Origin of the sequence: Nostoc foliaceum FACHB-393 (genome assembly GCF_014698505.1) — a bacterium.
Classification (GTDB): domain Bacteria; phylum Cyanobacteriota; class Cyanobacteriia; order Cyanobacteriales; family Nostocaceae; genus Nostoc; species Nostoc foliaceum_A.
Genome location: NZ_JACJTD010000093.1, coordinates 1 through 18,710 on the forward strand (window position 1 = coordinate 1; position 18,710 = coordinate 18,710).

The window sequence follows — 18,710 nt, forward strand, 5'->3', positions numbered from 1 at the left end:
TCCATCTATTTCTCTATCTATGTTTAGCCACCAGCTAGAGTACGGCGAAATTACTCGTTATGGAAGTCTGCGCCTCCTTTTTTCTCTGCTTCAATTTCTTGTACTCAGACTTTTGTCAGTCAATCAGGTTCGAGACACAGAAGCTGTTGCTTCCCAAGAAGCAGTCAAAGTTTCACAGTCGATTCGATACTTGAATTAATCGATTATGGCTTTGCAGTGATTGGATTGCCAGTGGTAAAGCCACTCATCTATGGCGCTACTTTTTCTTTAAACTGTAACAAGCAGAAAACGCAGGCACTTTAGCCACATCGTCAGCTCATTATTGAATAGTTAAACTTGCTCTTACAAGTGTGCTTCAACTTTTCAAAAATGTATCTATCTTCTGGGCTAGGTAATGTTGATTTGAAGAATGTAAGTGCGATGGAATCAAGCGCAGGCATCTCTTGAGCATAAGTGTAGTTTATATAAATAGCTACCTGAAAATTTCTGATAGGAAAAAAGAAAAGTGAAGGCGTTGGCGATCGCTTCCCTAAACCCATTAACAGGGAGCATCGGTAAGTCAATAAACGAGCGTAGGCACAGTCCGTCGTAGACATCGGACTTTGGGCAACCACAGGACAATATTTAGACCCTGGTATGGACTACTACCAGCAAAAATACCAAGAAAAAGTTCTTAAAAGTCTCAGGAACAAAGCTAATGCTCTCGGTCTTGAACTTGTGCCAATTTCTCCAGCTACGCTAAATACTTCATCCTCTCTAAACCATGCTACATAAGCTTTACGCAAAGTGTTTCTTCAGAGAGGGGTATATCGGTTCGATACCAAATATCATACAAATCCGAATAAAGAGATTGAAATGGGAAACCTAAGCGTATCAACTCGAAACTCATGTAGTGATGAATCAGATTAGCGGCGATTGCCCCATTTTGTTTGAACCCAATTTTCAACATAGTGATGACTTTAGTTTGTCACAGATGGTCGATCTGATTGCTGATACATTCGGCATTCACATTAAGCTCCACTATCAAGATACATTAAAGAAAAATCTTTTAACTCGCATCCGGGCGCTAGGATTATGCTCACTCAATGATTACTATCAGTTCTTGGTGACAAGAAATCAATTAATTCCTGGTGCGACAGAGTGGCAAGAACTAATCTCTTTACTCACTGTCACTGAAACTTATTTTTTTCGGGATCAGGGGCAAATGTCGCTGCTCAAAAATCAGCTGCTCCCAGAGTTAATCGAGCGCAAACGGGAGCTTAGTTTAACTCAGTGCAACGCTGCTAATGGAGAATTTTATCGGCCGACATTACGGCTTTGGAGTGCCGGGTGTTCGACTGGTGAAGAAGCTTACTCACTTGCCATTCTGGTGAAGGAACTAATCCCTGACAATCAGACATGGGACACTCTAATTTTAGGCACAGATATTAATCAACTCGCGATCGCACTGGCTCAACAAGGAATTTACAGTGATTGGTCTTTTCGGACAACCACTCCAGAGATCAAAAATCGCTACTTTCGATCCCACAAAAAAGGTTGGAAAATCGATCCTGCTATTCGAGCAATGGTCACATTTCAACCTGGAAACCTGATGCAGGATAACTTTCCCGCTTACGCATCCAGGATTCACGATTTCGATTTGATTATTTGCCGCAATGTGTTTATTTATTTTGACTTCAACGCGATCGCACAAGTTATAGAAAAGTTTTACTGCTCTCTGACACCGGGAGGGTTTCTGCTCACAGGGCACACGGAATTACACGGGCAAAAAACTGAACCGTTTCAGGTCAAAAATTTTCCGCAATCTGCGGTTTATCAAAGGCATATCTCACTCAACAAGCAGAGCAAAGTTTTAAATACCATAATACCTGCTGCCATTGAGAGCAGGGAAACCGAAATTTTTTCCCCCTCTCTCAATACGGTTCGGTTAACAAAGTTATCTGTTGAGGCGAGCAGAGGGAGAACAGAAGCAGGGAAAGAGAAATTGCTCAATATTAATAACTCTCTTCCCTCCCCTGCACCCCCTGCCTCAAGAGCTGATCCGAACCATCCCTCTATTCCAAGCTTGGAGACGGGCTTCGGCGTGAGCGCAAACACTCAAACTCTTTTAGATGCAGCTAAGGAATCGCTAATTCAAGAAGCTTATGCCAATGTAATTCAAATAGCGAAACAACTGATAGCTATTACCCCCCAACATTTTCAGGCATATTGTTTGATGGCAGAAGCTTACGCGAATTTTGGCGATTACTCCCAGGCGAATCAGGCGTGTCAGCAGGCACTCCAGATTAACCCATTGGCGCTCGAACCCTATCATTTGTTGGCTCAAATTGCCGAAGAGCAAGGAGATCGCGACAGTGCCAAATTATTTTTAAAACGTATTATTTATCTCGCTCCTAATTCTGTTATTGCTCACCTGGAATTGGGTTCTATATACGAACGAGAGGGAAATGAAAAACAGGCTCAAAAAACCTGGCGAGCGCTTCTAGAAATTTTGCAAAATCTACCCCAACAAGCGATCGATTACCATAACCAGCAAACCCCTGCTGAATTAAAAGCACACGTTCTTAAGCACTTAAATTCAACTAGTTATGAGCCATGAATCTTATTTAATGTTTAAACTCAATCACTCACGCTATGGCATTCCGGCTACAGCCGTACAAGAACTCTTCTTTCTGCCAGAAGTGACTGCGATCGCGGAAACTCCCATCACAATTTTAGGCGTGATTAACCTGCGAGGGAAGTTTCTGCCCGTGATGGATTTATATCACCGTTTAGAACAAGCACGTCCCCCTTTTCAATTGACTGACAGCATGATTGTCCTGGAGTGGCAAACTCAACGAATTGGAATCATCGCCAATCAGGTGGATAGTGTGCAAGCGATCGCACCCGATCAGATCGCTGCAAATATCTGTGGTGAGTTAAAAGAGAGTTTGCCGGATGGATTGGTAACTGGCATTGCCAACGCTGAGGAGGGCATCGTTACATTGCTTAATCCTGAACTGTTGGTGCAATACGTCCTTATAGAGACTGCTTTCAATCCAAATTCTGATTTTCACAACGGCTCAGACGCACCAAAACACCCATCTGATTCACCCCTAAATCAGGGCTTATACGATCATTTCGATTCCCAGGAGCGACAGGTTTTTCGAGAGCGAACTGAAAGTCTGCGGTGTGCGCTCGCTGATGAGGATTTGGCGTGGCTCTTGCCTCTGGCGGTTGTAGGGTTGGGGGGTGAGTACTTTGGGTTTGGCTTGGAAACGGTGCATGAGTTTACCGAGATTCACAAGATTACTCCGATTCCCTGCTGTCCGCCGCACATTGTTGGCAACATCAATTTACGGGGCGAAATTATCACCTTAATTAACATCAATGATGTAGTTGATTTGCCGATGAAGGGAGTGCGATCGCCTACGGTAGGGAGTACATCGCATCAGCAAGCGGTTGTCGTGCGCCTGGAGCAACGAGTGGCGGGGATTGCCGTCGATGACATTTTTGATGTGACGTATATTCATCCCTCGCAAATGACCCCGGCTCCAATTGCCCTGCATTCTGCCAAAGACGACTATCTCCAGGGGGTCGCACCTTACCGCGATCGGATGATGAGCATCATCAATTTGTCTAAACTGCTCACTTCAGAAGTGTTGGTTGTCAATGAAGAGGTCTAATACTAATTCGTAATTCGTAATTCGTAATTCGTAATTAAGAAGGTTTTACTTAGTCTGGGTTTCAGAGTTTGTAATTGTTTCATTATTTTCGTGAAATGGTCTAATATGCAATATAATTTCAAGCTCGGTCGAGTTGTTACCTTTGGGTTTGGTTCGGTATTTGTAGTCATGGTTGTGATTGGCATTGTCTCCAAGCTCACGACCAACAAGTTAGTAGAGTCCAATGGCTGGGTCAGCCACACTTACCAGGTTGAGGGACATCTAGAAAATATTAGCAAGCTACTAGCCGATGCCGAAACTGGACAGCGTGGCTTTATCTTAACCCAAAAGGCCAACTATTTGGAGCCTTACAACGCATCCGTTGCCAATTTTGAGAAAATCTTTGATGAGGTCAGCAAGCTGATTCAGGACAACCCGGAACAAGTGACACGGCTGAATCAGGTCAAGCAACTGGCAAAAGACAAAATGGCAGAACTTACTGAAACTATTGATTTGACACAGCAGGGAAAACGCCAGGAAGCCATGACTATCATCCTTTCCAATAAAGGCAAGCAGAGCATGGATGAGATTCGGAGCAAACTAGCAGAGATGACGCAGATCGAGGATCGCTTGCTGGCAGACAGGCAACAGATAGCGCAGCAGACAGCATTCATGGCAGACTTGGTTTCCTTGGGAGGAACCACGATCGCAATCCTATTTGGCTCATTTGTATTGTTCTTCATTGCCAGGGAAATTGTGCGACCGATTATGCAGGTTGCCAACGCGATTGCCTCCTCATCCAATGAAATTGCGGCTACGGTTGAGCAGCAAGAGCGCACAGCCAATCAACAGGCAACCTCGGTCAGCGAAACAACCACCACAATGGATGAACTCAGCGCTTCTGCCCAACAGTCTGCCCAGCAAGCCGCGACTGCTTTCACCAGCGCTCAACAGGTTTTAAATTTGGCCGATCAAGGTAATCAAACGATTAGTCGCTCTCTGGAAGGGATGTCTGCCTTGAGTAATAGAGTCAGTACGGTAGCAGACCAAATGTTGCGCCTGAATGAACAAACCAAGCAAATTGGTAGTATTTCCGGGTTGGTGAGTGACCTAGCAAATCAGACTAATATGCTAGCGCTAAATGCAGCAGTAGAGGCAGTCCGAGCCGGGGAACAGGGCAAAGGGTTTGCAGTCGTCGCCGCCGAAATTCGCAAACTTGCAGATCAAAGTAAGCGATCGGCTGAAAAAATTAATGGGCTGGTGAATGACATTCAATCCGCCATCAACTCAACCATTGTGATGACAGATGAAAGCACAAAAACTGCTGAACAGGGGGCGGTAATGACTAAGCAGACGGTGGAAGTATTTAGTAATGTCACCGATGCCGTCAACGGTATGGTGTTGAATATTCAACAAATCTCCCTCAACGCCAATCAGCAAGCAACAGCTGTGCAGCAAATCTTACAGGCAATGAATGCCCTCAATAGCTCTGCCAGAGAAACAGCCAGTGGCATCAGTCAGACTCGCGTTAGCACTCATCAACTTAATGATGCAGCCTCCAAATTACAGAGTGTTGTGTAATTTTTCCTTGATGCAAAAGTCCGATCGCAAAGATTACAAATGATAGAAATATTGGAAAATCCTTGAACTCATTCATTCACAAAAGATAACAAGATGGAAAGTAAGCGAAATTGGAAACTGAGATACTGGATTATGAGCAGCTATGCGGTTCCCATTCTGGCATTGGTAATTTCTGCGGGGCTGATATTCATTAATATCAACCTGGTGAGTCAGCGAGCGCAGGATTTAGTTTCTTCCTATAACGTTAATTCAGCGATTAATGCCCTTGCCACGAATGTACAGAGCGGTTCTAAATCAGTTCGAGGCTATTTGTTAGAAAAAAATCAGACATCCTTCGACGAATACCAAAAATCTCAAAGAAGCTTCAATGAGCTTTTGTCAAAGCTAATGTCACTTGCCAGAACAGAGCAAGAGCAACAGTCATTAACCAGGCTAGAGGGGCTGCTGAATAATTTAATGGTTGTCGAGGATGATTTGATTGGCAAAGTGAATCAAAGCAAGGTTCAGGAAGCTATTGAAACCTGGAGTAACGAAAATGCCCGCAGTATGGTTGATCGTCTGACAAGTGCGATCAATGAAATTCAGCACCGAGAAGACCAGAATGTGATCGTGGCTGCCAAGCAACAGCAAGCAGCGCTTGATAGGCTCAAGCTCACAATTCTGTCCGCGACTGGACTTTCCTTGCTGTTGTCGGTTTTGACTGGCATCTGGATAATTAGCCGCACTGCTCGACGGATAAATGAATCAGCCAGTGCGATCGCCACCTCGACCGCTGAAATTGCCGCCACAATCGAGCAACAAGAACGCACTGCCAACCAACAGGCAGTCTCGGTCAGCGAAACCACCACTACAATGGACGAACTCAGCGCCTCTGCTCAACAGTCTGCCCAGCAAGCATCCACTGCCTCAACCAGCGCTCAACAGGTCTTAAATTTGGCAGATCAAGGCAATCAATCACTGAACCGCACCCTGGAAGGAATGGCAGCCTTGAGCCACAGAGTCAGTGCAGTAGCAGACCAAATGCTGCGCCTGAACGAACAAACAAAGCAAATTGGCAGTATTTCCGGGTGGTAAGTGACCTAGCAAATCAAACCAATATGCTAGCGCTAAATGCAGCAGTAGAGGCAGTCCGCGCGGGGGAACAGGGCAAGGGCTTTGCAGTCGTCGCCGCCGAAATTCGCAAACTGGCAGACCAAAGCAAGAAATCGGCTGAAAAAATTAATGTGCTGGTCAATGATATTCAATCCGCCATCAACTCAACCGTTGTGATGACAGATGAAAGTACAAAAACTGCTGAACAGGGGGCGGCAATAACTAAGCAGACGGTGGAGGTCTTTACCAGTGTTACCGAGTCCGTCAACCGGATGGTGTTGAATATTCAGCAAATCTCGCTAAATGCTAGCCAGCAATCCACTGCGGTTCAGCAAATTTTACAGGCAATGAATGCACTCAATAACTCTGCTAGAGAAACAGCCATCGGCATCAGTCAGACTCGCGTTAGCACTCACCAACTCAATGATGCAGCCTACAAACTACAGAGTGTTGTGTAATCTTCCCTTGATGCAACGAAGAGGCAGGGGGCAGGGAGCAGGGGGAAATGACCCCATCAAGAACTGCTGTGAAGCCTACTGTTACACACAAATTTTTTAGAGTTACTGCGTAGTTAATTTTTGCAGGTCGATGCAATAAAGGTGCAGATCAAGAGACTTGTGTGTATACCGTAGCTTTAAGCATGGGGTCAATCTAAAATCCAAAATTGTGTAATAGCAATATCTGGAAATCCTTGAACTCGTTCACTCACAGAACATAACAAGATGGAAAGCAAGCGAAACTGGAGACTAAGATACTGGATTATTGGCGGGTATGCTGTTTCCGTGCTGGCATTGTTAATTTCTGCCGGAGCAACAATCATCAATATCAACACGGTGAACCACCGATCAGAAAATTTACTGTCTTCTTATGAGGTCAATTCAGCAATTGATGATTTTGCTGTTAGTGTGCAAAGTGGTTCTAAATCAACCCGGGGCTATTTATTAGAAAAAAATCAGCAATCCCCTGAGAACTACCAAAAGACACGAAAGAACTCCAGGGACTTTTTAGCAAAACTGATCGCACTTGCCAGATCGCAACAGGAGCTACAATCTTTAACCAAATTGGAAGAACTGCTGAATAAACTGCTTGCTTTTCAAGACATCCTGATTGAAAAGGTGGATGAGGGCAAAGTCAAAGAAGCCATTGAAACCTGGAGCAAGGGAAATGCCCGTGCTCTAGTTCAGGATGTCGTAGACATGATTGAAGAAATGCAGCAGCGAGAAGATCAGATTTTTGCAACCACCGCGAAACAGCAGCAAGAGGCGCTCAATGCCCTCAAGTTCACGGTGATGCTAGCAAGTGGACTCTCCCTAAAGATTAGCACCTTGGTAAGGGACATTCAATCTGCCATCAGCATGACTGTCGTTGTCACTCATGAAGGCACTAAAACTGTAGAAGAAGGGACGCGAGTTGCCCAGGAAACGTCAGAATCCTTTGCTGGTGTAGAAGGTGCAGTGAATAACATTGTCATCAACAGTCAACAGATTTCACTCAATATTAACCAGCAACCGATCGCCATTCAGCAAATTGTCTCTGCCATGAATGACTTGAATATTGCTGCGCGTGAAACTGCCAGTGGCATTAGCCAGATCCGCTTTGGTACTCAACAACTAAACGAGTCAGCGCAAGCATTCAAGGCAATTATTTAGTCGCTCAACCCCTAACTACTTAAAACTATGATGATCGATGATGAAGAACTGAGAGACGTTTTCAAAGTAGCCAGCGAAGAACACCTGCAAAATCTGGATGATGGATTGCTGCATCTGGAAAACCATCCCGACGATTTGGCTGTCCTGGAAGCCTTGATGCGAGAGGCGCATTCCCTAAAAGGCGATGCCAATATGCTGGGAGTCAAAGATGTAGGCACTCTGGCACATCAAATTGAGCATATTTTGACTCAACTCAAGCAACAAGAAAACCCTGCATCCTCGTTGGGCAATGCTACAACAGACTCACCCTATGAACGCCTTGCTCATGCGATCGCTGCTATCCGCAAACTCGTTCATGAAGCCGTCACCGGAGAACCTGCCAGGGTTGATACCTTTTCTGTTCTGGCAGAATTGATGGGAGCGCAGCCAGGAAAAAGGGAAGATAATCCAAGTCAAGAACCAGAAGTCAACAGTATTGAAGTCACAACCACAGTAAAAAACAATACTTTTGATAGTAATCAAGAGCCAAAGGAAAACGGAGCAATCCAAAATCGTTCGACTGAGCGACTTGTGCCGAGCATCTCGACTTCTCTGCGAGACGCTACGCGAACGCTCGATGGAACCAGAGCCGAGGTAAGCCGAAGTCCAAAATCCCTCACCAATAGCTACCGCATCGAAACCATCCGCGTTGGCACTCGCCATCTGGATACGTTGATGACGCAAGCAGGGGAGTTAACTGTAACCAAAATTCGGATTGCTCATCGACTGAGAGAAATTGAAGCGATCGCTAATCTGTGGGAAGAATGGAACCGAGATTTGTTCACTAATCGGTTTGCGTTCAGCCGAGAGCAACAGGGTAACGTCGCCTTCCAACGTCTGGAAACCTTTCATCATCACTCTGAAGAACGATTAGAGCAATTGGGTCATTTGGTGAAAACCCTGCGGAGTTCCCTTTCGGAAGACACAACCCGACTGGAACAACTAAGTGGCGATCTAGAAGAGGGTATTCGTACCCTGCGATTGCTGCCCTTTGCAACGATTTTCAACCTCTTCCCCCGGATGGTACGCGATCTGGCGCAGCAGCAGGGAAAATTGGTGGAGTTGATCCTCGAAGGCAAAGATACCCTTGCCGACAAACGCCTGTTGGAAGAAATGAAAGATCCGCTAATGCACATCCTGCGAAATGCGATCGATCACGGAATTGAGCCACCACAGGAACGGGAACGGCTAGGAAAATCCACAACGGCAACAATTCGGCTCAGGGCTTACCAGACTCCCACTAACATTGTGCTGGAAATCAGTGATGATGGTCGGGGGCTTAACCTGGATAAAATCAAACAAATCGCCGTGAAACGGGGCATTTGCAGCGAGGAAGAATCAGCGACAATGACTCCCAGCCAGATCCAGGCGTTGATCTTCGCACCGGGGTTTTCAACAGCCCCCCTGGTGACGGAAGTATCAGGACGGGGTGTAGGGCTGGATGTGGTGCAAACCAATGTTGAAAAATTGAAAGGCACGATTGAGGTAGAGTCTTTTCCGGGACAAGGATGTACGCTGCGGGTTAATCTTGGTATTACCTTGGCAACCGCCCATGTCTTGATTGTGCAAGTGAACCAAATGCCCTACGCCATCCCAGTGGAATTTGTCCAAACTGCTTGCTTGATCAAGTCAGAAGAGATTTTCCCCTTGGAGGGACGCGACACCATAATTCGGGATGGACAACCCATTTCGGTTGTGCAATTGGCTGATCTATTAGAATTGCCGCCGATGCCATCTGGATTAACTCAAGAAACGGCACTTTCTTGTATTATTCTCCAGGTTGGGCAAGCACAACTGGGTGTAGTGGTAGATGCCTTAGTGGATGAGCAAGATGTAGTGATTAAACCCCAAAGTCAGTTACTTAAACGAGTCCGCAATGTTTCTGGAGCAACAATTTTAGGCACTGGAGATGTGTGTATGGTGCTGAATCCCCAGGATTTGGTCAAGTCAGCCCGATCACGATCGCAGTCCATCTCTTCTACCCAAACTCGTCAAGTTGCGCCTACAAAACCAACTGTCTTATTAGTGGAAGATTCTATTGCCACACGCACGCAAGAAAAGCGGATTTTAGAAACCGCAGGTTATCAAGTAATTACTGCTGTGGATGGTTTGGATGGATTGAACAAGCTGCGATCGCACACCGTTGATGCCGTTGTCAGCGATGTGCAAATGCCGAATCTCGATGGACTGGGGTTAACTGCCAAAATCCGCCAATATCAGGAATATAGCGATCTACCGATTATCCTGGTTACATCCCTTGCCAGCGATGAGGATAAACGTCGGGGTGCGGAAGCCGGAGCCAATGCCTACATTATCAAAGGCAGCTTTAATCAAGAAGCCTTGCTGTCAGCCCTCAAACGGTTAGTGTAGAGGTTTTCGGATGAATGAAGAATAATTTTTTTGTAAAATCTCAACTTACTGTCAATTGATGAAAAACTCTGCCCCGATTCGCGTCTTTCTGGTGGAGGATTCCCTCGTCGCCTTAACCATCCTCAAGCGGATTCTGGCGAGTTCCTCGGAAGTGGATGTGGTGGGAACTGCTCCCAATGGCGTGGAAGCATTGGAGAAAATTCCAGCCGCACAGCCCCAGGTAATCTGCACCGATCTGCACATGCCCAAAATGAGTGGGCTAGAACTAACCCGCCGGATTATGGCAGACTATCCCCGTCCCATTCTGGTGATCAGCACCTCCGTCAACACCCAAGAAGATTCCCGCAATGTTTTTGAACTGCTGCAAGCGGGTGCTTTGGATGTTTTCCCCAAACCCAGCATCGACTCACTTTCAGATTATGAACACATCAAGCACGAATTAATCAACCGAATCAAAGTTCTGGCAGGGGTTACAGTCTTTACTCGCCACACTTCCCGAACTGCGACGGTAGAACCTAGAACGCAGCCTGTTAATCCCAAAGGTAAGTCAGAACCATTCAACTCAAAACCTGTCAGTAATTCGCAATTCCCCATTCGTAATTCCCCGTTCCCCCTGCCTAAAGTTGTGGCGATCGGCGCATCCACAGGCGGCCCCCAGGCATTGTACGCGATCTTAAAACAACTGCCTGCCAACTTTCCCGTACCCATTCTGTGTGTCCAACATATCAGCGAAGGATTTCTGCAAGGCTTGGTAGATTGGCTAGCAGCAGAATGTTCTTTGCACGTGACGATCGCCCAACCGGGAGAATTCCCGAAACCGGGTACTGTCTATTTTGCCCCCGAACGACAACACCTGCAACTCGACACTCAAGGGCGATTAATCACCGTCAGTTCCCCTCCTGTTTCCGGGCATCGTCCCTCTGTTACAGCGTTGTTTCAAGCCGTTGCCACCTGCTACCCACGATCGGCAGTTGGTATTTTGCTGACTGGTATGGGACGGGATGGTGCAGATGGATTACAAGCGATCGCCCAAGCCGGAGGCATCACCATTGCCCAAAATGAACAAACCTGCGTTGTCTTCGGGATGCCCAAAGAAGCGATCGCACTGGGAGCCGCCCAACATATTTTGGCGATCGGCGAAATTGCTCCTATGCTATTGAATCGAATCTGCTACATCAACTCTAGACATTCTTAGACATGCTTTCGTCCATTTGACGTTTTATCGTCTGTGTAATATCTGTAATCAGGAGCTAATAAATTTTCGTACAGCTTCGCGCAATTGTTCAGCATCAAAAGGTTTGATTAGATATTCTGTTGCACCCGCCAGATGACCCTTCACCCGGTCGAAGGGGGAATCTTGAGAAGTTACCATAATCACAGGCAAATGCTGAAATTGCGGCAGGCTTCGCACTGTGCGGCAAAACTCCAACCCGTTTACATCCGGCATCTGTACATCCAATAGCAAGACTGAAATCTGTTGATGATAAATGATCGACAGGGCATCAACCGCGTTAGCGGCTGTTATTACTTGATAGATCGGTTCTAACGCTCGTTTAATCAATTGATGAATCACAGGGCTATCATCAAGCGCGAGAACAATCGGTGAGCTTGTCGTACCATTTGACATACTTTACAGTCGATGAGTCAATCATCGTTGGCGTTTACCCTAGCATTCCCAAAGAAAGACTTGAATAACTGATATTTTGATAATTTTATACACACTTCAAGTCCTTTTAACCAGAGGCTCAACCGGAATTTGAATCAAGAACTCGCTGCCTTTCCCAAGTTCTGAGGAGCATTTTAAAATGCCACCATGTTTTTCAACCACAATTTGGTAGCTGATGGACAGTCCTAGCCCGGTTCCCTTGCCGATGGGTTTGGTGGTGAAGAATGGATTGAAGAGTTTTTGCTGGGTTGTTTCTGTCATCCCAGAACCGTTATCTCGAATCCGAATCACTACACTATCTGCGTGGGAAACTTGAGATAGATCGGAACTACCCGATTTTTCTCTACTAATCAGTTCTGTTTGAATGGTAATGATCGGATTAGGCGTTTCATCTAAGGCATCGATCGCATTACCCAAAAGATTCATAAATACTTGATTCAATTGCCCCGCATAACAATCAACAGGTGGTAAATTTTCGTATGCTTTAATCACTTGAATCTCAAACTTGGCACTGGTTAATTTCAAGCGACTCTTCAAAATCAACAACGTGTTTTCAATCCCTTCATGGATATCCACAGGTTTCATCTCGGCTTCATCCAGACGCGAGAAGTTCCGCAAAGATAAGACAATTTGCCGAATTCGTTCTGCACCCATTCGCATGGACGACAATAGATTAGGCAAATCTTGTGTTAAGAAATCAAAGTCGATGTCCTCCATCTTTTCCTGAATAGCACCAGTTGCATTGGGATAACTTCCCTGATAAAGACGCAATAGTTCCAGTAAATCCCGAACATAGTCGGTTGCATAAGCAATATTACCGTTAATAAAGTTGACCGGGTTGTTGATTTCGTGGGCAACTCCGGCTACCAATTGTCCCAGGCTCGACATCTTCTCTTGCTGTATCAGTTGCATTTGAGTTTGCTGTAACTGACTCAGGGCGTTCCCTAGATAGGTGGCTTGAGTTTGAGCGGCAAAGGCGGTTGCTCGTGTTTGGGCAAGCAGTTCTGCTTGATCGAGAGCGATCGCTACTTGATCGGTGACTGCTTTGAGTAACCGGACTTCGCTATCAGTCCATTGGCGCGAACCACGACAGTGATGGCAAACAATAGCACCCAATTGACCAGAATGGGTTCTGAGTGGCAGCAACAGCACCGAGGTTACTGCCAGTTGACGCAGCAAGGCGCGATCCTCCAAGGTGAGTGCTTCTGAGGTAGTAGAAACATCCTCAATTCTGAGCATATCTAGATTTAAGATAGTTTCTGCCAGAACGGAGCCTGACCCAAGGGAAAGTTCCCCCAACGCCATCTGGATCTCTGGGTTAGTTGCTTCATGAGTGACCATAAAGTTGAACTGATCTTTGTTGGGCAGACACCACACAAAGTCACAGCGATCTACTTGTAACAGAGTATGAATTTCATTCACCGCCGTTTGTAAAATCGTGTCCAGATCCAGAGAATTACGAATTTGATTTGCCAGATTAAACAGAATTGAATCTTGTTGACCAACCAATTCCTGAGTAATCAATTGCTGTTTTAGTTGTTTGATTTCCGGGATCATTTGCCGCAGCTTTGTGGTGTTGCGCTTTAGCTCCAATTGCGCTACTACTTGATGGCTGAGTGTCTGCAATCCTTTCCGTTGTTTCTGGCTCAGATCGCGCGGTTCAATGTCCATGACGCAGAGTGTACCCAGGACACAACCACCAGCCGTTACCAGGGGAACTCCGGCATAAAACCGGATATTAGGAGCATTTATAACGAAGGGATTGGTGGCAAAGTGAGGATCGGCCAGAGTATCTGGAATCACAAAGACATCTGACTGGTGAATGGTGTGGTTACAAAACGTCAGGTCTCGGCGAATTTCTGTTAATGTGATTCCTACCTTAGACTTAACCAACTGGCGATCGGCTCCGATAAAACTCACTAGTGCCATTGGAGTTTGGCACAGATCAGCCGCCAGTGCTGTCAAGTCATCCAACGCCTGATCGGGTGCAGAATCCAAACCCTGAAACTGATACACTGCTTTGAGTCGTGTCAGTTCGTTGGTGCAGGGCATCGTTGTGCAGGAGAGTATGGAATCAAGTAATAATTCAGGAATTTTCATAGTTTTATTTTAATTTGGGTGCGATCGCTAATTTGACTGTCAAATAGGTACGTTTGCGATCGCTACTCTAAGTTTGTCTAAAGCTTTAGACTTCATAAGTGCTTATTTTGTAACAATATTTTTTAGATCAAATTATGAATGCGAGTTCAAGTATAACGCCGTTTACTTCGATGCTGTTAATGGCAGGCGGATTGTAAAACTTATCCAGCCCTGAGTGCTTGTGACTTCAATTGTACCTTGGAGATATTGCACTAGCTTTTTCACCAAAGCTAACCCTAATCCTGTATCACTATTTTGTCCAATTTTGCTTTGAGGATTTTGGGAAGACGAGTCAGAAATGCAAGCTTTTTTTATTTCATTTTGATAAATTAAATCATATTGTTCAAAACTTCGAGATTTTGCTTGTGCAGAAATTTTTGAACCAGAATTGCTAATTGTAATTTGAAAGCATGGAATTTCATCAATAGCAGAAGATATCTCAAGTGGAATATCTTTGTTGATGAGGCTATTTATAGTAGTGGTATGAGCAGTTATCGTAATTTGCTCATCAAGGGGGGTGTGCTTACAAGCATAATTGAGTAGTTCTGATATAATCCGAGTCAGGATAGCTATATCAGTAACTATAGTTGGTAACTCCGAAGAAATTTCAACTGACAAGATTTTCTGTTGAATTTGAGCAAATTTTTTAAATTTATCAACAAGGCAAGGTAGCCAGTATTGGAGTTGAATAGAAGTTAATTCTAAGAGATAGCTATCTGTATCAATCAGCCGCATATTTAGCAAATCACTCACCAAGCCTAACTCTCGTTCATACTCGTAATGTACGATGCTCAAGTAGCGGTCTATCAAAGGTTCCTCAAATTTGAACATACTTCGCTGATCTAGAATATTTTCTAGCATAGAGATTGCTATTTTAATATTTGAAAGAGGTGTGCGTATTTCATCAAAGATAGCGGTACAAAAGTCTTCTTTCATTTGATTTAGCGTTCGAGTTGTGATATTTGAATTTCTATCTGCCGAATATGCTCATAGCAATTCTATGTGAGGCTGCGCTTTATTCACGTAGGGGCAATACCCTGCGGGAAGCCGCTTTGCGTCTACATGAATTGCTCCTACGGCGCAGTTTTGGGTAAGTTTCATAGGCGCATCTTCAAAAATAAATAGTATCAATGGAAAATTTTACGAGTTATGTAAAGCTGAAATTTGTAACATAAAATAGCAAATTTTATATTTCAAGATGAGTAAATTTACTTTCTAAGTGATAATATTGTTTCTCCAGTAAAATTTAAAGTTGTTATCTTGTTTTTGTCAGAAATTAGGTTAGGCATCTCTTGCCAGCATTGGCGGCAAAACCAATAGATTTCTTGTAAACGAACGTGACGAAGCATTTGGTTTGAACAGCAAGGGCAGTGTGTCATAAAATTATTGTTTTATTCAAAAAGTTAAACACAAACAGGTAGTTTACTCTTGGCTTCACAACCAATAGCTTGAATTTATAAACAAAAAATAAAAAACTAATAAAGAAATGAAAGTACTTAACAAATCGTAAAAATATTAACAAACACTTGATTAGCTAGTACAGCAAGGCAAAATTCAAAATGACGCTCTCTGCCAGACGCTAAAAGCGTAGCTTGCAACTCTTACAGAGTAAGCGGACTCGCTAACAAAATTCAAAATTAATACAGAGTAAGCGTTTCATTGATTTTGAATGGGTGGTTTATTTACGCCATGTTGTATAGCTAAGTGGTGTACGTGACAACTCTCACCGCTAATTGCAAGCAATGTAGCGGGAGCATCTCAAATTCACATAAGAGACTTGCTGATTCACAGGCTGACTACTGTCTAAGCCTCCACAGCCAGGAATCGGTAGTCCAACCGATCCACGCTTTAAAAGATTCAATGCGCTGTTCCAGTCGCGGTCAATGACCAACCCGCAAGAACAACTATGAACACGAATTGCCAAAGTTTTCTCGACTCTTTCACCACAACTCGAACAATTAATACTTGTCCCTCTAGGGTCAACTCCAAATGTCAGCTTGCCGCGTTTTACCGCCACTGCTTGCATGATTTCTAGGAATGCACCCCACGCAACATCTAGTATCGACTTGGCCAATCGCGTTCTAGCCAAACCTCTAATGTTCAGGTTCTCAAAAACAATTAAGTCATAAGAATTAACTAACCAATGAGCAACTTGATAATGAAACTCTTTTCTTTGTCTTGCAACGTGCAAATGAGTCTTTGCAACCTTGCTAGATTGCTGACTGTGATTCTTAGACCCTTTGATTTTACGAGCAAGTTGCCGTTGCTGACGGGCTAATTTTGATTGTGTTTTACGGTAATACTGCGGTACTTCAATACTTTGTCCATCAGCAGTGGTTAAAAACTTCTCCAGCCCAACGTCTATGCCAGTAGCAGCTTTAATTTCGTCAATCGGCAGCAATTTAGGTACAGATTTATCCTCAAGAGAAAAACTGCAATACCATCCATCTGCTTTACTTAAAATCGTCGCCTGTTTAATCTCAAACCCGTCTGGTATTGGGCGATGTAAAATGACCTCAATTTCACCAATCTTGGATAACTTAAGAATATTACCTACTAAATGTGCGCCAGCCTTGGGTGAATTAACACGCGGAAACGTGAACGAACTTATATCACCACGCTTTTTAAAACGTGGTCTTCCTCCCCTTTTACCTTTTTTATCAGGTGTTAGCCATCGTTTCCACGCCTTGTCCAGCCTCATCAGGTTTTGTTGTTGGCAGTCGGCATAGATGTTCTTGTAGTCAGGAAATAGTTCTTTAGTTCGCTTTAGGTCTGATGCTTGTGTATAGTAATCTGCTTTGTCTGGTATCTCCCCAATTGGTTCAGAAACTAAGCTACATCGGTCAACCTGCGACCTTGTACGTCTTAACCAGTCCAATCTTTCCCCTAGTGCGTAGTTCCAATGACGACGCAACAACTCACCCCAAGTTTCAAGAAGGACAACTTGCTCGGGAGCAGGGTTGAGTTTGAACTGATAAGTTAGTAGCATATAGCCATAATACAATTTGGTGGCATGACTTACAACATAGGGCACAGAGCAGTTTATAGCCTTAATATTCATTTAGTGCTTGTCACCAAGTACCGGAAAAAGGTTATAAACCAAGCGATGTTAAGACGGCTACAAGAAATATTTGAAAGTACTTGCACTAAGTGGAGGAGCAAGATAACAGAGTACAACGCAGAGTCAGACCATGTTCACTTGGTTATTAATTACCCGCCGGATGTAGAGGTAAGTAAACTCGTGAACAACATCAAGACGGTATCCAGTCGTTTAATTCGCAAGGAGTTCAATGAACACGTTAATCAGTTCTACAGCAAACCAGTATTTTGGACAGGTGCATACTTTGTTGCATCATGTGGAGGCGTTACCCTTGATCAACTCAAATCTTATGTTGAGAAGCAAGGTAGTCCTGATTGCTGATTTCGGGGGTATTGAACCCCACTCAATCAGCCCTCCTATCCCCCATCACCGCCAATTGGAGTACCAATGTGGCGGGAGTACCCCGGAGGTTTAGATGGATAGCGGGTCGTTTAGCCAATGCTGTTAGCGGAAGCGGGGCGTTTAGCACGTGCTGAGTCAAAACCCAGTTGTTTCAAAACTTTGAGCAATCAATACTGTCCTAATCTGTGTGAATACGGCTATACTAGCGATCGCTCATTTTCTGAGACAGTCAGTCTATTGATACAAGAACGATCGCGCCCTTGGGTTTTGGCTTGGTAAAGCGCGCGATCTGCTGCCTTAATCAGATCCAAAGAAACTATATCAGACGTAGGAATCATTGTGGCAATTCCGATACTCAAGGTGATGTGAGGCTTTACAGCTGATGCAGTATGGGAAATATTTAGCTGTTGTATAGCTTGATGAATTTCTTGGGCAACCTGAAAAGCTCCATCACTATCAGTATTCGGCAAAATGACAACGAACTCTTCTCCGCCATAACGAGCAGCTAAATCGGTAGAACGTTTGACAGTTTGTTGAAAAGCTTGGGCAACCAGGCGTAAACAATCATCTCCTGCGGCATGACCGTAAGTATCGTTATATTGTTTGAAATAATCAATGTCGCATAAAAGTATTGACAGACAACCTTGTTTTTGTAAAAGATGTTGCCATGTACAATCAAGGGTGCGATCAAAATATCGGCGATTGGCGATTTGAGTTAATTGATCCACCATCGCTATATTTTCAAGTTGCTGCTTGGCAAGCTGCAATTGGTGATAAAGTTCTGCTTGCTGGATAGCAATCGCTATTTGTGTTGCCAATTGCTGAAGCAGTTTGCTCTCCCAAGATTGCCACTGACGTGGGGCACTGCAATGATGAGCAATCAAAAGACCCCAAAGGCGATCGCCTTGTAAAATTGGTACAATTAGCTTGGCTCTGACTTGCAACTTTTTCAATAACTTTATAGAATCCATTTGACATCTTTTACTATCTTGAAGTACAGTTACCGCAAAAGCCGTATCCAGCAGTCATGCCGTACTCTAGCAGCCTAACAGACGAAGAGTGGGAAATCCTTGAACCCCTACTGCCGA

Annotated in this window: 15 protein-coding genes; 10 read left to right on the forward strand and 5 right to left on the reverse strand. The window is 44.5% G+C overall.

The features are described 5' to 3' along the window. The 9 genes from H6G92_RS35020 to cheB form a co-directional block, all read left to right on the forward strand. Window positions 1-199 (forward strand): hypothetical protein (locus H6G92_RS35020; RefSeq protein ID WP_206758400.1); only part of this gene is annotated, 199 nt, incomplete at its 5' end. A gap of 696 nt (window positions 200-895) precedes the next feature. Further along, a complete protein-coding gene (locus tag H6G92_RS35025; RefSeq protein ID WP_190971517.1) occupies window positions 896-2,599 on the forward strand; it encodes a CheR family methyltransferase in 1,704 nt (567 codons plus the stop codon). Further along, complete coding sequence (locus H6G92_RS35030; RefSeq protein WP_190901039.1) at window positions 2,589-3,665, forward strand: chemotaxis protein CheW; 1,077 nt, start codon at window positions 2,589-2,591, stop codon at window positions 3,663-3,665. The genes H6G92_RS35025 and H6G92_RS35030 overlap by 11 nt, the downstream gene beginning before the upstream one ends. A gap of 105 nt (window positions 3,666-3,770) precedes the next feature. Further along, window positions 3,771-5,225, forward strand: coding sequence for a CHASE3 domain-containing protein (locus tag H6G92_RS35035; protein WP_190901041.1), 1,455 nt, complete (start codon window positions 3,771-3,773; stop codon window positions 5,223-5,225). A 93-nt stretch (window positions 5,226-5,318) separates the two neighbouring features. Then, the gene (locus H6G92_RS35040; RefSeq protein WP_199345104.1) at window positions 5,319-6,299 is read left to right on the forward strand and encodes a CHASE3 domain-containing protein; all 981 of its coding nucleotides are present in this window, start codon (window positions 5,319-5,321) and stop codon (window positions 6,297-6,299) included. 23 nt (window positions 6,300-6,322) lie between these two features. Next, a complete protein-coding gene (locus H6G92_RS39000; RefSeq protein ID WP_206758853.1) occupies window positions 6,323-6,775 on the forward strand; it encodes a methyl-accepting chemotaxis protein in 453 nt (150 codons plus the stop codon). 264 nt (window positions 6,776-7,039) lie between these two features. Next, window positions 7,040-7,966 carry a CHASE3 domain-containing protein gene (locus tag H6G92_RS35045; RefSeq protein ID WP_163931813.1) on the forward strand — a complete coding sequence of 309 codons (927 nt, stop codon included), beginning with the start codon at window positions 7,040-7,042 and terminating at the stop codon, window positions 7,964-7,966. A 27-nt stretch (window positions 7,967-7,993) separates the two neighbouring features. After that, window positions 7,994-10,375, forward strand: a complete 2,382-nt coding sequence (locus H6G92_RS35050; RefSeq protein ID WP_199345106.1) for a hybrid sensor histidine kinase/response regulator — start codon at window positions 7,994-7,996, stop codon at window positions 10,373-10,375. A gap of 58 nt (window positions 10,376-10,433) precedes the next feature. Next, window positions 10,434-11,570 (forward strand): chemotaxis-specific protein-glutamate methyltransferase CheB, encoded by a 1,137-nt coding sequence (gene cheB, locus H6G92_RS35055; RefSeq protein WP_190901043.1) that lies wholly within the window; start codon window positions 10,434-10,436, stop codon window positions 11,568-11,570. Window positions 11,571-11,618: 48 nt separating this feature from the next. On the opposite strand, the gene H6G92_RS35060 is transcribed toward cheB, so the two are convergent. The 4 genes from H6G92_RS35060 to H6G92_RS35075 all read right to left on the reverse strand — a co-directional run bounded on the left by H6G92_RS35060 (window position 11,619) and on the right by H6G92_RS35075 (window position 17,169). Beyond that, the gene (locus H6G92_RS35060; RefSeq protein WP_190901045.1) at window positions 11,619-12,002 is read right to left on the reverse strand and encodes a response regulator; all 384 of its coding nucleotides are present in this window, start codon (window positions 12,000-12,002) and stop codon (window positions 11,619-11,621) included. Window positions 12,003-12,098: 96 nt separating this feature from the next. Beyond that, a complete protein-coding gene (locus H6G92_RS35065) occupies window positions 12,099-14,141 on the reverse strand; it encodes a GAF domain-containing protein (protein WP_199345107.1) in 2,043 nt (680 codons plus the stop codon). Window positions 14,142-14,303: 162 nt separating this feature from the next. Beyond that, window positions 14,304-15,116 carry a sensor histidine kinase gene (locus tag H6G92_RS35070; RefSeq protein WP_206758854.1) on the reverse strand — a complete coding sequence of 271 codons (813 nt, stop codon included), beginning with the start codon at window positions 15,114-15,116 and terminating at the stop codon, window positions 14,304-14,306. Between the two features lie 793 nt (window positions 15,117-15,909). Next, window positions 15,910-17,169: an RNA-guided endonuclease InsQ/TnpB family protein gene (locus H6G92_RS35075; protein ID WP_190901049.1), complete on the reverse strand. Its 1,260-nt coding sequence runs from the start codon at window positions 17,167-17,169 to the stop codon at window positions 15,910-15,912. Window positions 17,170-17,193: 24 nt separating this feature from the next. On the opposite strand from H6G92_RS35075, the gene tnpA reads away from it, so the two are divergent. Further along, window positions 17,194-17,601, forward strand: coding sequence for an IS200/IS605 family transposase (gene tnpA / locus H6G92_RS35080; protein WP_199345108.1), 408 nt, complete (start codon window positions 17,194-17,196; stop codon window positions 17,599-17,601). A 218-nt stretch (window positions 17,602-17,819) separates the two neighbouring features. On the opposite strand, the gene H6G92_RS35085 is transcribed toward tnpA, so the two are convergent. Further along, window positions 17,820-18,647 carry a sensor domain-containing diguanylate cyclase gene (locus tag H6G92_RS35085; RefSeq protein ID WP_313890046.1) on the reverse strand — a complete coding sequence of 276 codons (828 nt, stop codon included), beginning with the start codon at window positions 18,645-18,647 and terminating at the stop codon, window positions 17,820-17,822. Between the last annotated feature and the right edge of the window lie 63 nt (window positions 18,648-18,710).

What these genes read in the sequence shown, in the direction of transcription:
- H6G92_RS35025 (WP_190971517.1), top strand. Translation starts at nt 896, where the DNA reads ATGAATCAGATTAGCGGCGATTGCCCCATTTTGTTTGAACCCAATTTT.
- H6G92_RS35030 (WP_190901039.1), top strand. Translation starts at nt 2,589, where the DNA reads ATGAGCCATGAATCTTATTTAATGTTTAAACTCAATCACTCACGCTAT.
- H6G92_RS35035 (WP_190901041.1), top strand. Translation starts at nt 3,771, where the DNA reads ATGCAATATAATTTCAAGCTCGGTCGAGTTGTTACCTTTGGGTTTGGT.
- H6G92_RS35040 (WP_199345104.1), top strand. Translation starts at nt 5,319, where the DNA reads ATGGAAAGTAAGCGAAATTGGAAACTGAGATACTGGATTATGAGCAGC.
- H6G92_RS39000 (WP_206758853.1), top strand. Translation starts at nt 6,323, where the DNA reads ATGCTAGCGCTAAATGCAGCAGTAGAGGCAGTCCGCGCGGGGGAACAG.
- H6G92_RS35045 (WP_163931813.1), top strand. Translation starts at nt 7,040, where the DNA reads ATGGAAAGCAAGCGAAACTGGAGACTAAGATACTGGATTATTGGCGGG.
- H6G92_RS35050 (WP_199345106.1), top strand. Translation starts at nt 7,994, where the DNA reads ATGATGATCGATGATGAAGAACTGAGAGACGTTTTCAAAGTAGCCAGC.
- cheB (WP_190901043.1), top strand. Translation starts at nt 10,434, where the DNA reads ATGAAAAACTCTGCCCCGATTCGCGTCTTTCTGGTGGAGGATTCCCTC.
- H6G92_RS35060 (WP_190901045.1), bottom strand. Translation starts at nt 12,002, where the DNA reads ATGTCAAATGGTACGACAAGCTCACCGATTGTTCTCGCGCTTGATGAT.
- H6G92_RS35065 (WP_199345107.1), bottom strand. Translation starts at nt 14,141, where the DNA reads ATGAAAATTCCTGAATTATTACTTGATTCCATACTCTCCTGCACAACG.
- H6G92_RS35070 (WP_206758854.1), bottom strand. Translation starts at nt 15,116, where the DNA reads ATGAAAGAAGACTTTTGTACCGCTATCTTTGATGAAATACGCACACCT.
- H6G92_RS35075 (WP_190901049.1), bottom strand. Translation starts at nt 17,169, where the DNA reads ATGCTACTAACTTATCAGTTCAAACTCAACCCTGCTCCCGAGCAAGTT.
- tnpA (WP_199345108.1), top strand. Translation starts at nt 17,194, where the DNA reads ATGACTTACAACATAGGGCACAGAGCAGTTTATAGCCTTAATATTCAT.